Source organism: Janibacter melonis, from assembly GCF_020567375.1.
GTDB lineage: Bacteria > Actinomycetota > Actinomycetes > Actinomycetales > Dermatophilaceae > Marihabitans > Marihabitans melonis.
The window spans coordinates 297,187-309,400 of sequence record NZ_JAJBZM010000001.1; the positions used below are offsets into that span (position 1 = coordinate 297,187).

Below are 12,214 nucleotides of genomic sequence, written 5' to 3' on the forward strand. Positions count from 1 at the left end.
CTGACGCGGCGGGCCGCTCGTGCCGTGACCCTACCGGGAGGCCGAGGGCTCGGGGACGGGGCGAGCGTAACGAGGGCTCGAGACACGGTGCAACGCGTCGACGGACACCTCGTCCTGCTCGGTGACGGTGACCTGCCCCCCGCGCCCGCGCACCGACTCGGTGATGCCGCCGGGGATCTCCATCGCCGAGCTGAGCGTCTGCGCGTCGCCGATGACGGTGAAGGTGTACGGGCGGGTCAGGGTCTGCCCGTCGGCCTGGATCGAGCCGTCGGCGTCGGTGAAGTAGCTGCCCGCGACGAGCCGCACGTCGTCGACCTGCATCGCCTCGGCGCCCGCGTCGCGCAGCTCCTGCATCGCGTCGAGCAGGACCGTCGCCGAGATCGCGTCACCGTCGCCGTCGAGCGTCACGGTGACGCCCGGGCCGGTCGCGGGGACGGTGCCGGCGAGGATGCCCAGGGCGTCGAGCCGCTCCTGGGCGCTGCGGACGGCCTCGACGGACCCCCCTTCGCTGCGCAGCTGGTCACGGCTGGACTCGAGCTCGGCGATCTCGGTGTCGAGACGCTCGCCGTTCTGCGAGACGTCGTCGAGGATCCGCACGAGCTCGTCCTGGCGCAGGTCCTCGAGCCCCTGCTCCTGGGTCTCGCTGACCTGGGTGGCGATGGCGAAGCCGAGCAGGGCGGCGAGCAGCAGCGCGAAGAGGTTGGCCCGGGTCGGCCGGGGGCGCGCCATGAGGTAGACGCGACGCCACGGGCTGCGGGTCTGCTCCTGCGGCTCGGCGGCCTTCTGCGCGGCGGCCTCCTCCACGGGTGCCTCCTCCACGGCGGGCTCCTGCGGCTCGTCGGGCTCGACGTCTCCGGGGCGCTCGCTCATGCGCTGAAGAGGTGCCGGCGGATCGAGGCGACGTTGGAGAAGATCCGCACGCCGAGGACGACGACGACACCGGTGGAGAGCTGAGAGCCGACGCCGAGCTGGTCGCCGAGGAAGACGATGAAGGCCGCGACGACGACGTTGGAGAGGAAGGAGACGACGAAGACCTTGTCGTTGAAGATGCCGTCGAGGGTCGCGCGCACCGCGCCGAAGACGGCGTCGAGCGCCGCGATGACGGCGATGGGCAGGTAGGGCTGCAGGCCGAGGGGGACGTCGGGCTGCAGCACCAGCCCGATGACCAGCCCGGCGACGAGCCCGAGGGCGGGGATCATGGGGTCTCCTTCGTGGACTGCCCGCCGGTGGCGGGCCGGGCGTTGCGCAGCGTCGTCGACACGACGCTCGGCAAGGTCATCGAGTCGACGGTGCCGCTGCTCGTGGCGATGCCGAAGTTCTGCTGCAGACCGGTGAGATAGGCCCCACCGGGGCCGGCGGCGAAGCGGGACTGCATCGCCTGGGGGTCGCCGACGGCCTCGATCGTGTACGGCCGGGTCAGCGGGCGGAAGTTGACGAGGATCGCGTCGCCGGCGAAGCGGATCGCCGAGCGGCTCGTGAGGCGCTGGCCGTTGACCGCCACGGCTTCGGCGCCCGAGGCCCACAGCGCGTTGACGAGCACCTGGAGGTCGCGACTCTGCACCCGGCCGTCGTCGGAGGTCTGCGAGCGGGCGTCGCCGTCGCCGTCGGCACCGGTCCCCTCGGCGTCGTCGACGACGACGCGCAGCCCGGGGCCGGTCACCGCGACGCCGCCGTCGGCGACCCGCAGCCGCTCGACCTGGGCGGTGCGCTGCTGGACGAGGTCGGGGTCGACGGAGGTGGTCGCGGCGTCGACCTCCGCCTGAAGCGCGCGGGCCGTGCGGGTGCGCTCGTCGACGACCTCCTGGCGGGCCTGGATGCGCTCGACGAGCTCGGCGCGGGTCTGCGTGCGCGTCGTCTCGCGCGAGCGCAGGTCGGCTGCGGCGATGCCGACGACGAGACCGATGATGAGCAGGTAGACGACGAGGACCGGGGTGCGCCAGCCGGTGCTCGGCGGCAGCCCCTCGGCAGCGCGCGCGTCCGCCGCGGCCTGGTACCCGGGGTCGAGCGGGCGCTCGAGCATCGAGGTGATGAGCGTCATCGAGGCGTCCGGGCGACGCGAGCCCTCGGGGCCCGGCGGCGGCGTGCGCGGGGCGCGGGGGGTCCTAGGCGGCACGGGACCTCCTCGACGCGAGCGTCCAGACCTCGAGGAGGTAGACGGCCGCGGAGACGAGGTAGAGGCCGACGCCCCACCACGCGAAGGCCCAGCCCACCGGCCGGGCGAGCTGCGCGAGCGTGCCGTCGCCGACCGCGAGCAGCAGCAGCGGGAAGGCGTAGAGGAGGTTGAAGGTCGCCGCCTTGCCGACGAAGTGCACCGGCAGGCCACGGGCGGCCTCGTCGCGCACGCCGATGACGGCGAGTGCGAGGACGAGGTCGCGGCCGACGAGGATCGCGACGAGCCACCACGGGATGATGTCGCGGTAGGCCAGACCGAGCACCGTCGTGAAGATGTAGAGCCGGTCGGCCACGGGGTCGAGGACGGCGCCGAGGCGAGACGTGAGGTCGAAGTGCCGCGCGATCTTGCCGTCGAGGTAGTCGGTGATCCCCGAGAGCATGAGCGTCGCGAGGGCGATGCCGTCGTGCCGGGTGAGGATCGCCCACAAGAAGATCGGGACGCCGACGAGCCGCATCGCCGACAGGGCGTTGGGGAGGGTCCAGACGTCGCTGCCGCGGGTGGCGGCGCTCGGGCTGGGATCCGTCGTCACCTGGCCAGGGTAGGCGGTGCCCCGGCTGGCACAGTGCAGGCATGGCCCGATCCGTCCTCGACGTCCCCCTTCGCACCCTGCGCGCCCGGACCTCGGCGAAGTGGCGCGCCTACGACCCCGACGTGCTGCCGCTGTGGGTCGCCGAGATGGACGTCATGCCAGCACCCGCGGTCGTGCGGGCGCTCGCCCGGGTCGCCGAGACCGGCGACCACGGCTACCCGTGGGGCCCGGCCTACCCCGAGGCGGTGGCGCGGTGGTACGACCGCTCCTTCGGGGTCGCCGTCGACCCGGGCGCGTCGCAGCTCGTCGCCGACGTCATGACCGGTGTGGCGCACGCGCTGCGGGCGGTCACCGCGCCCGGCGCCGCCGTCGTCATCACCACCCCGGTCTACCCGCCCTTCCACAGCGTCGTCGGCGACGTCGGCGCGCGCCGCGTCGAGGCGCCGCTCGACGCGGACGGCCGGCTCGACCTCGAGACGGTCCGCGCCGCGCTCGTCGAGGGCGGGCCCGGCTCGAGCGTGCTGCTGTCGAACCCCCACAACCCGACGGGCGTCGTGCACTCCCCCGCCGAGCTCGAGGCCCTCCTCGCCCTCGCCGCCGAGCACGACGGCCACGTCGTGAGCGACGAGATCCACGCCCCCCTCGTGCTGCCGGGCGTCGGCTTCACCTCCGTCCTCGCGGTACCGGGCGGCTCCCGCGCCCTTGTCGTCACCTCGGCGGCGAAGGGGTGGAACCTCGCCGGGTACAAGGCGGCCGTCCTCGTCGCCGGCGAGGACGTGCGCGACGTCCTGCGCCGGCTGCCGGCCTCGGCGGGCTATCAGGCCAGCCACGTCGCCGTCCTCGCCCACGTCGCCGCCCTCGACGACGGCCAGGACTGGCTCGCCGCGCTCGTCGGCGACCTCGACGCCAACCGCACGCTGCTCGGCGACCTGCTCGCGCAGCACCTCCCGCAGGTGACGTGGCGCCCGATGGAGGCGACCTACCTCGCGTGGCTCGACTGCTCGGCGCTCGGCTGGCCCGACCCCTCGCGCGTCTTCCTCGAGCAGGGCCGGGTGGCGCTCAACCGTGGCCGCGACTTCGGGCAGGACAGCGCCGACCACGTGCGGCTCAACCTCGCCACCTCGCCAGAGATCCTCGTCGAGGCGGTCGAGCGGATGGGTCGGGCGGCGTCCGCGGGCTGACGCCGGTGGTGTGAGCAGGCCGTGAGCACGGCCCGGGGTCCATCGCCCCGAGCCGTATGGATGTCGTGAGGACGGGCGCGCGGGGGCGGCCCGCAGGCGTTGCATCGCAGGTGCGCCCGACCGGCGCCCGCCCGCCCCCGGCGAGCGGTCTCCCTTCGCCATCGGAGTCCTCACGGTGCTCGACCTCATCTACCTGGCGGCCGCGGTCGCCCTCTTCGCCCTCGTGGGCCTGCTCGCCCGGGCGGTGGAGCGGCTGTGATCGTCGTCGAGCTGCTCGCCGTCGTGCTCGGGGTCGCCGCGCTCGGCTACCTCCTGCTCGCCCTGCTCGCACCGGAGCGCTTCTGATGCAGGGCTGGCTCCTCCTCGCCTCCGTCGCGACCCTCGTCGTCGTCCTCGGCCTCCTCCACCGCCCCGTCGGCGACCACCTCGCCCGCACGTACACGAGCGAGCACGACTGGCGCGTCGAGCGGGCGGTCTACCGGGTCCTCGGCGTCGACCCCCGGCAGGGGCAGACCTGGCAGGCCTACCTGCGCGCCGTCCTCGCCTTCTCGCTCGTCGGGGTCCTCGGCCTGCACCTGCTGCTGCGCTCGCAGCAGTGGCTGCCGCTCTCGCAGGGGGCGACGACCCTCGACCCCGCCGTCGCGATGAGCACGGCGATCTCCTTCGTGACGAACACGAACTGGCAGGCCTACTCGGGCGAGACGCTCTCGCCGACGGTCCAGCTGCTCGGCCTCGTCGTGCAGAACTTCGTCTCCGCCGCCACGGGCATCGCCGTCGCGGTCGCGCTCGTGCGCGGCCTGGCCGGCGACCGGGCCAGCACCGTCGGCAACTTCTGGGTCGACCTCGTGCGCTCCTGCCTGCGGGTGCTGCTCCCGCTGGCCGTCGTCGGGGCCCTCGTCCTCGTCGCCGGCGGGGTGGTGCAGAACCTCGCGGGCTACACCGACGTGACGACGCTGGTCGGGGGCACGCAGTCCGTCCCCGGCGGCCCGGTCGCCTCGCAGGAGGCGATCAAGCTCCTCGGCACCAACGGCGGTGGGTACTACAACGCGAACTCGGCCCACCCCTTCGAGAACCCCAGCGGCTGGGTCTCGATGCTGCAGGCCCTCATGATCCTGCTCATCCCCTTCTCGTTGCCGCGCGCCTTCGGGCGGATGGTCGGGGACGTGCGCCAGGGGCGCGCGATCCTCGCCGCGATGGCCACCCTCTTCGCCGTCTCGATCTGCGCCCTGGGCTACCTCGAGCTGAGCGGTCGCGGCGCCGCTCCGCAGCTGGCCGGCGCCCCGATGGAGGGCAAGGAGGTGCGCTTCGGGCTCGCCCAGTCGGTCCTCTACGCGGGCTCGACGACGCTCACCTCGACCGGTGCGGTGAGCTCGATGCACGACAGCTACACCGCGCTCGGCGGCATGGTGCCGATGGTCAACATGCTCCTCGGCGAGATCGCGCCGGGCGGCGTCGGGTCGGGGCTGTACGGGATGCTCGTCGTCGCCGTCATCGCCGTCTTCGTCGCCGGGCTGCTCGTCGGGCGCACGCCGGAGTACCTCGGCAAGAAGATCGGGCCGCGCGAGATGACGCTGGCGAGCCTGTACATCCTCGTCATGCCGGTGCTCGTCCTCGGCGGTCTCGCCCTCAGCCTGGCCATCCCCGCCGCGCGCGAGAGCGTCACGGCGTCGATGGCCAACAGCGGCCCGCACGGGCTCTCCGAGCTCGTCTACGCCTACGCCTCGGCGGCGAACAACAACGGCTCCGCCTTCGCCGGGCTCACGGCGAGCACGCCGTGGCTCACCGGCGCCCTCGGCGTCGCGATGCTGCTCGGCCGCTTCGTGCCGGTCGTCCTCGTCCTCGCCCTCGCCGGCTCCCTCGGCGCGCAGCGCCCCGTCCCGGCGACCGCGGGCACCCTGCCGACGCACCGGCCGCTCTTCGTCGGACTGCTCGTCGGCACGGCGGTGCTCGTCACCGCCCTCGTCTTCTTCCCCGTCCTCACCCTCGGGCCCCTCGCAGAAGGACTGCTCTGATGTCCACCACGACCCGCACCCCCGCCCCGGCCGCCCCCGCGGCACGGCCCGCCCCTCGGCGCACCCTCACCCCGGCCCAGCTGCGCGCCGCCCTGCCCGGCGCGGTGCGCCGGCTCGACCCGCGGACGCTGTGGCACACGCCGGTCATCCTCGTCGTATGGGTCGGTGCCGCGCTGACGACCCTCACCGCGGTCGTCGAGCCGCTCACCGGCGGACCGGCCAGCTCCGGCGGCTCGTCGATGCCCGGGTCCTTCGCGGCACTCGTCGCCCTGTGGCTGTGGCTCACCGTTCTCTTCGCCGGGCTCGCCGAGTCGGTCGCGGAGGGCCGCGGCAAGGCCCAGGCGGACTCGCTGCGGGCCACCCGCACGAGCACGACGGCCCACCTCGTCACCGGCTACCACCCGGCCGACCCCGGGGCCGAGCGCACCGCCACCCGCGAGGTGTCCTCGGCCGACCTCACCGTCGGCGACGTCGTCGTCGTGAGCGCCGGCGAGCTCGTGCCCGGTGATGGCGACGTCATCCACGGCATCGCCAGCGTCGACGAGTCGGCGATCACCGGCGAGTCGGCGCCGGTCGTGCGCGAGTCCGGCGGCGACCGGTCCGCGGTGACCGGGGGCACGCGCGTGCTGTCCGACCGGGTCGTCGTGCAGATCACCTCGCGCCCGGGCGAGACCTTCGTCGACCGGATGATCGCGCTCGTCGAGGGCTCCTCACGTCAGCGCACGCCGAACGAGATCGCGCTGAACATCCTCCTCGCCTCGCTGTCGATCGTCTTCGTCGTCGTCGTGCTGACGCTCAACCCCGTCGCCTCCCTCGTCGCCGAGCCGGCCAGCGTCGCCGTGCTCGTCGCCCTGCTCGTCTGCCTCATCCCGACGACCATCGGCGGGCTGCTGTCGGCGATCGGCATCGCCGGCATGGACCGGCTCGTCCAGCGCGGGGTCCTCGCGATGAGCGGGCGGGCCGTCGAGGCAGCGGGCGACGTGACGACCCTGCTCCTGGACAAGACCGGCACCATCACCTACGGCAACCGCCGCGCGAGCGCCTTCGTCGCGCTCGACGGCGTGCCGCCCGGAGCGCTCGTCGAGGCCGCGGTGCTCTCCTCCGGCGGCGACCCGACCCCCGAGGGCGCGTCGATCCTCGACCTCGCCCGCGCGGACGGGGTCGACCCCGCCCTCGTCCCCGGCGGCGAGGTCGTCCCCTTCACGGCGCAGACCCGCATGTCGGGGCTGGACCTGCCCGACGGCACCCAGGTGCGCAAGGGCGCGGCGAGCGCGGTCCTCGCCTGGCTCGACGCGGCCGGCTCCGCCCCGGTCGGGCCGGCACGGGCCGAGCTCGACGCCCACGTCGAGCGGATCTCGGGATCGGGCGGGACACCCCTCGTCGTCGCGACCCTCGCGCCCCAGGGTGCGGGCCGCGTCCTCGGGGTGGTGCACCTCAAGGACGTCGTCAAGGACGGCCTCGTGGAGCGCTTCGCCGAGCTGCGGGCGATGGGCATCCGCACGGTGATGATCACCGGCGACAACCCCCTCACCGCCGCCGCGATCGCGGCCGAGGCGGGCGTCGACGACGTGCTCGCCGAGGCCACGCCCGAGGACAAGCTCGCCTACATCCGCCGAGAGCAGGAGGGCGGCCAGCTCGTCGCGATGACGGGGGACGGCACGAACGACGCGCCCGCGCTCGCGCAGGCCGACGTCGGCGTGGCCATGGCGTCGGGCACGTCGGCGGCCAAGGAGGCCGGCAACATGGTCGACCTCGACTCCGACCCAACGAAGCTCATCGAGATCGTCGCCATCGGCAAGCAGCTGCTCCTCACCCGCGGTGCCCTGACGACCTTCTCGATCGCCAACGACGTCGCGAAGTACTTCGCGATCATCCCGGCGATGTTCGCCGGGGTCTTCCCCGGCCTCGAGGCACTTGACGTCCTGCACCTGCACTCCCCCGCCTCCGCCGTGCTCTCCGCGGTGATCTTCAACGCCGTCGTCATCGTCGCGCTCGTGCCCCTCGCCCTGCGCGGGGTGCGCTACCGACCGCGTCCCGCGGCCGAGGTCCTCGGCCGCAACCTCGCCGTCTACGGGATCGGCGGGGTCTTCACCCCCTTCGTCGGCATCTGGCTCGTCGACCAGCTCGTCCGCCTCCTGCCCGGCTTCTGAGACCCAAGGAACCCCTCATGCCCCTCCTCGCCCGCGGCACCGCCCGCACCCTGTGGGTCGCGACCCGCGCCCTGCTCCTGCTCACCCTCGTCCTCGGCCTGGGCTACACCGGCGCCGTCACCGCGGCCGCCCAGCTCGTCGTGCCCGGCCGCGCCGACGGCTCGCTCGTGCACGACCGCGACGGCCGTGTCGTCGGCTCCTCCCTGCTCGGCCAGTCCTTCACCGACGCGAGGGGCGTCGCCCTGCCCGGGTACTTCCAGTCGCGGCCGTCGGCCGCCGGTGACGGCTACGACGGGAGAGCCTCCGGCGGCTCCAACCTCGGGCCACAGGACCCGGGTCTCGTCGCGACGATCCGCGAGCGGCGTGCGGAGGTCGCCGAGCGCGAAGGGGTGTCGCCCTCGGCCGTCCCGGCCGACGCCGTCACCGCGTCCGCCTCGGGCCTCGACCCGCACATCAGCCCTCGGTACGCGCAGATCCAGGTCCCGCGGGTGGCGCGCGAGCGCGGTCTGCCGCAGGCCGAGGTGCGCCGGCTCGTCGCCGAGCACACCCGCGGGCGCGACCTCGGATATCTCGGCGACCCCGCCGTCGACGTGCTCGCGCTTAACCTGTCCCTCGACGAGCTGGAGGAGTGAGATGACCCGGGGACGGCTGCGGGTGCTGCTCGGCGCCGCCCCCGGCGTCGGCAAGACGTGCACGATGCTCGAGGAGGGGCGCCGGCTGCGCGCCGACGGGCGCGACGTCGTCGTCGGGCTCGTCGAGACGCACGGACGCGCGGCGACCGCCGCGATGGTCGAGGGCCTCGAGGTCGTGCCGCGCACCCTCGTCACCCACCGGGGGCTCGAGCTCGCCGAGATGGATCTCGAGGGGGTGCTCGCCCGCGCCCCCCAGGTCGCCCTCGTCGACGAGCTCGCGCACACGAACGCCCCGGGCTCGCACCACGCGAAGCGCTGGCAGGACGTCGACGCCCTGCTCGACGCCGGGGTCGACGTCATCACGACGGTGAACATCCAGCACATCGAGTCGCTCCACGACGTCGTCGAGCAGATCACCGGCGTGCCGCAGTCCGAGACGACGCCCGACGCCTTCTTGCGCCGGGCCGACCAGGTCGAGGTCGTCGACCTCGCCCCGCAGGCGCTGCGCGACCGGCTCCTCGGCGGGGTCGTCTACCCGGCCGAGCGGGTGGACGCCGCGCTGTCGAACTACTTCCGGCTCGGCAACCTCATCGCGCTGCGCGAGCTCGCCCTGCTGTGGCTGGCCGACGAGGTCGACGAGGCGCTGCGCCGCTACCGCGACGAGCACGACATCGACGCGACCTGGCAGGCCCGCGAGCGCGTCGTCGTCGCGCTCACCGGAGGGCCGGAGGGCGAGACGCTCCTGCGACGCGGTGCACGGATCGCCGCACGGTCGTCCGGCGGGGGGCTGCACGCGGTCCACGTCACGGCCCAGGACGGGCTGCGGGCCCCGGACCCCGCGGCGCTCGTGCAGCAGCGGGCCCTCGTCGAGCAGCTCGGCGGCAGCTACCACCAGGTCGTGGGCGACGACGTGCCGGCTGCGCTCGTCGACTTCGCCCGGTCGGTCGACGCCACCCAGCTCGTCATCGGGGTGAGCCGCCGGGGCCGGCTCGCCGCTGCGCTCACCGGCCCGGGCATCGGCGCGACGGTGGTGCGCGAGTCCGGCGACATCGACGTCCACATCGTCACGCACTCGGCGGCAGGTGGTCGCTTCGCGCTGCCGCCGGTCGGGGGCGCGCTCAGCCTGCGCCGACGGGCCCTCGGGATGCTCCTCGCGCTCCTGGGCGGCCCGCTGCTCACCTGGCTGCTCGTCGCGCTGCGCAGCCCGGAGTCGATCACGAGCGACGTCCTCAGCTACCAGCTGCTCGTCGTCGTCGTCGCGCTCGTCGGAGGGCTGTGGCCCGCGCTCTTCGCCGCGGTGCTCTCGGCGGTCACGCTCGACTTCTTCTTCATCGACCCGCTCTACACGGTGACGATCGCCGACCCGCTGCACCTCCTCGCGCTGCTCCTCTACGTGACCATCGCGGCGCTCGTGAGCGTCGTCGTCGACCGCGCCGCCCGACGCTCGCGCACGGCGCGACGGGCGGCGGCGGAGTCCGAGCTCGTCCAGACCGTCGCCGGCAGCGTCGTGCGCGGCGACGACGCGGTCCAGGCCCTCGTCGACCAGACCCGCGAGGCGCTCCACCTGCGCGGGGCCCGGGTCCTCGCGGGCGAGGAGGTGCTCGCGAGCGCCGGAGAGGTCGACCTCGCCGGCTCCGCGCCCGTGAGCACCCTCGACCTCGCGCCGGGCACGACCCTCGAGCTCACCGGCGAGGTGGCCGCGAGCGAGCGCCGCCTGCTCGGCGTCGTCGCCGCCCAGCTCACCGCGGCCCTCGAGCACCAGCGCCTCACCGAGACCGCCCGCGAGATCGAGCCCATCGCCGCCTCGGACCGGGTCCGCGGCGCCCTGCTGTCGGCCCTCAGCCACGACCTGCGCCGCCCGCTCGCGGCGGCCACCGCCGCGGTCGGCGGGGTGCGGGCGGCGGGGCCGGACCTGCGCGAGGAGGACCGCCGCGAGCTGCTCGACACCGCCGAGGAGAGCCTGGCCGCGCTTTCGGCCCTCATGTCCGACCTGCTCGACGTCAGCCGGCTCAGCTCGGGCGTGCTCACCATCGCGACGACGCCGACCGACCCGGCCGAGGCGATCGCGCCGGCGCTCGACGAGCTCGGCCTCGGCCCCGCGCAGGTGCGACTCGCGCTCGCCCACGACGAGGTCGAGGTGCTCGCCGACCCGGTGCTCCTCCAGCGGGTCGTCGTCAACCTCCTCACCAACGCGGTGCGGCACTCACCGCCGGACGAGCCCGTGCTCGTATCGACGAGCACCTTCGGCGGGCGGCTGGAGATCCGCGTCGCCGACCGCGGCCCGGGCATCGCGCAGGACCGGCGCGACGAGGTCTTCCTGCCCTTCCAGCGGCTCGGCGACACCGACAACACGACGGGTCTCGGGCTCGGTCTGGCGCTCTCGCGCGGCTTCGTCGAGGGCATGCACGGCCGGCTCACGCCGGAGGACACGCCCGGCGGAGGCCTCACCATGGTCGTCTCGCTCCCCGTCCACGACCCCTCGCAGGAGGCCCGGTGAAGATCCTCGTCGCCGACGACGACCCGCAGATCCTGCGCGCGCTGCGTATCACCCTCACGGCGAAGGGGTACGACGTCGTCACCGCGCTCGACGGCGCCCAGGCGGTCGCCGCGGCCGTCGACCAGCAGCCCGACCTCGTCCTGCTCGACCTCGGGATGCCCCGGCTCGACGGCGTCGAGGTCATCCACGCCATCCGGGGCTGGTCGCAGGCCCCGATCCTCGTCGTCTCCGGCCGGGCCGGCTCGGCCGACAAGGTCGAGGCGCTCGACGCGGGCGCCGACGACTACGTCACCAAGCCCTTCGCCGTCGACGAGCTGCTCGCCCGGGTGCGCGCCCTCACCCGGCGCGTCCCCCAGGCCGCCGAGACCCCGGCGGTGCGCCTCGGCGAGGTGACGGTCGACCTCGCGGCCCGCAGCGTCGTACGCGAAGGGGAGGGCGGCCGTCAGCACGTCCGCCTCACCCCCACCGAGTGGCAGGTCCTCGAGATCCTCGTGCGCAACCCCGGCCGCCTCGTCACCCGGCAGACCCTGCTGACGAGCATCTGGGGCAGCGAGCACGTCGCCGACACCGGATACCTGCGCCTGTACGTCTCGCAGCTGCGCAAGAAGCTCGAGCCCGACCCCGCGCACCCGCGCCACCTGCTCACCGAGGCCGGCATGGGGTACCGCCTCGAGCTCGACGGCTGAGCACGGGTCCGGGGTCCCCCCTGACGCCCCGCTGCGCCGCCGCGCGACCGTAAGGTCGGCAGCCCCGGGGCCACCGGGGCACCCGACCCGAAGGAGACAGACGTGAGTGAGTACAGCGCGGAAGAGCTCGACGCCGCACGCGAGGCCGCCCAGAACGCCGTGGACACCGCGACCTCCTGGGACTACAGCGCCGGCGAGACGAAGATCGCCGACAAGCTGCGCGAGGGCCTCGACGAGGCGCAGGTCGAGGTCGAGCCCGCAGAGCTCGAGCGGCTCGTCGCCGAGATCGACGCCCTGAGCACCGACGAGAGCGCCGGTCCCCCGACCGTGCGCGCCGCCACGCCGCGCTGAGGA

General features: G+C 74.4%; 12 protein-coding genes. 8 read left to right on the forward strand and 4 right to left on the reverse strand.

Annotated features, from left to right (window positions below):
• Window positions 1–30: 30 nt before the first annotated feature.
• The 4 genes from LIV55_RS01395 to LIV55_RS01410 all read right to left on the reverse strand — a co-directional run bounded on the left by LIV55_RS01395 (window position 31) and on the right by LIV55_RS01410 (window position 2,702).
• Window positions 31–870 (reverse strand): DUF881 domain-containing protein, encoded by an 840-nt coding sequence (locus LIV55_RS01395; protein WP_083968839.1) that lies wholly within the window; start codon window positions 868–870, stop codon window positions 31–33.
• Complete coding sequence (locus LIV55_RS01400; RefSeq protein ID WP_068275698.1) at window positions 867–1,199, reverse strand: small basic family protein; 333 nt, start codon at window positions 1,197–1,199, stop codon at window positions 867–869. The genes LIV55_RS01395 and LIV55_RS01400 overlap by 4 nt, the downstream gene beginning before the upstream one ends.
• Window positions 1,196–2,038 carry a DUF881 domain-containing protein gene (locus tag LIV55_RS01405; protein ID WP_068276582.1) on the reverse strand — a complete coding sequence of 281 codons (843 nt, stop codon included), beginning with the start codon at window positions 2,036–2,038 and terminating at the stop codon, window positions 1,196–1,198. Before LIV55_RS01405 ends, LIV55_RS01400 begins: the two co-directional genes overlap by 4 nt.
• Before the next feature lie 64 nt (window positions 2,039–2,102).
• Window positions 2,103–2,702, reverse strand: a complete 600-nt coding sequence (locus LIV55_RS01410) for a CDP-alcohol phosphatidyltransferase family protein (RefSeq protein WP_068275695.1) — start codon at window positions 2,700–2,702, stop codon at window positions 2,103–2,105.
• A 41-nt stretch (window positions 2,703–2,743) separates the two neighbouring features.
• On the opposite strand from LIV55_RS01410, the gene LIV55_RS01415 reads away from it, so the two are divergent.
• The 8 genes from LIV55_RS01415 (at window position 2,744) to LIV55_RS01450 (ending at window position 12,211) form a co-directional block, all read left to right on the forward strand.
• Complete coding sequence (locus LIV55_RS01415; RefSeq protein WP_229298956.1) at window positions 2,744–3,883, forward strand: MalY/PatB family protein; 1,140 nt, start codon at window positions 2,744–2,746, stop codon at window positions 3,881–3,883.
• A 255-nt stretch (window positions 3,884–4,138) separates the two neighbouring features.
• Window positions 4,139–4,228 (forward strand): potassium-transporting ATPase subunit F, encoded by a 90-nt coding sequence (locus tag LIV55_RS01420; RefSeq protein WP_068275687.1) that lies wholly within the window; start codon window positions 4,139–4,141, stop codon window positions 4,226–4,228.
• Entirely contained in the window at window positions 4,228–5,895 is a 1,668-nt protein-coding gene (gene kdpA / locus LIV55_RS01425) for a potassium-transporting ATPase subunit KdpA (protein ID WP_229298957.1), read from the forward strand. Before LIV55_RS01420 ends, kdpA begins: the two co-directional genes overlap by 1 nt.
• On the forward strand, window positions 5,895–8,045 hold the full coding sequence (gene kdpB, locus LIV55_RS01430) for a potassium-transporting ATPase subunit KdpB (RefSeq protein ID WP_229298958.1): 2,151 nt from the start codon (window positions 5,895–5,897) through the stop codon (window positions 8,043–8,045). Before kdpA ends, kdpB begins: the two co-directional genes overlap by 1 nt.
• Window positions 8,046–8,062: 17 nt before the next feature.
• On the forward strand, window positions 8,063–8,677 hold the full coding sequence (kdpC, locus tag LIV55_RS01435) for a potassium-transporting ATPase subunit KdpC (RefSeq protein ID WP_191563690.1): 615 nt from the start codon (window positions 8,063–8,065) through the stop codon (window positions 8,675–8,677).
• A 1-nt stretch (window position 8,678) separates the two neighbouring features.
• Window positions 8,679–11,174, forward strand: a complete 2,496-nt coding sequence (locus LIV55_RS01440; protein ID WP_229298959.1) for a DUF4118 domain-containing protein — start codon at window positions 8,679–8,681, stop codon at window positions 11,172–11,174.
• The gene (locus tag LIV55_RS01445; RefSeq protein WP_068275672.1) at window positions 11,171–11,860 is read left to right on the forward strand and encodes a response regulator; all 690 of its coding nucleotides are present in this window, start codon (window positions 11,171–11,173) and stop codon (window positions 11,858–11,860) included. Before LIV55_RS01440 ends, LIV55_RS01445 begins: the two co-directional genes overlap by 4 nt.
• Window positions 11,861–11,962: 102 nt before the next feature.
• A complete protein-coding gene (locus tag LIV55_RS01450; RefSeq protein ID WP_123091809.1) occupies window positions 11,963–12,211 on the forward strand; it encodes a DUF3775 domain-containing protein in 249 nt (82 codons plus the stop codon).
• The last annotated feature ends 3 nt before the right edge of the window (window positions 12,212–12,214 follow it).

Bases quoted from the DNA above. Each gene is read 5' to 3' on its own strand.
- LIV55_RS01395 (WP_083968839.1), bottom strand. From the start codon at position 870: ATGAGCGAGCGCCCCGGAGACGTCGAGCCCGACGAGCCGCAGGAGCCC.
- LIV55_RS01400 (WP_068275698.1), bottom strand. From the start codon at position 1,199: ATGATCCCCGCCCTCGGGCTCGTCGCCGGGCTGGTCATCGGGCTGGTG.
- LIV55_RS01405 (WP_068276582.1), bottom strand. From the start codon at position 2,038: ATGACGCTCATCACCTCGATGCTCGAGCGCCCGCTCGACCCCGGGTAC.
- LIV55_RS01415 (WP_229298956.1), top strand. From the start codon at position 2,744: ATGGCCCGATCCGTCCTCGACGTCCCCCTTCGCACCCTGCGCGCCCGG.
- kdpA (WP_229298957.1), top strand. From the start codon at position 4,228: ATGCAGGGCTGGCTCCTCCTCGCCTCCGTCGCGACCCTCGTCGTCGTC.
- kdpB (WP_229298958.1), top strand. From the start codon at position 5,895: ATGTCCACCACGACCCGCACCCCCGCCCCGGCCGCCCCCGCGGCACGG.
- kdpC (WP_191563690.1), top strand. From the start codon at position 8,063: ATGCCCCTCCTCGCCCGCGGCACCGCCCGCACCCTGTGGGTCGCGACC.
- LIV55_RS01440 (WP_229298959.1), top strand. From the start codon at position 8,679: ATGACCCGGGGACGGCTGCGGGTGCTGCTCGGCGCCGCCCCCGGCGTC.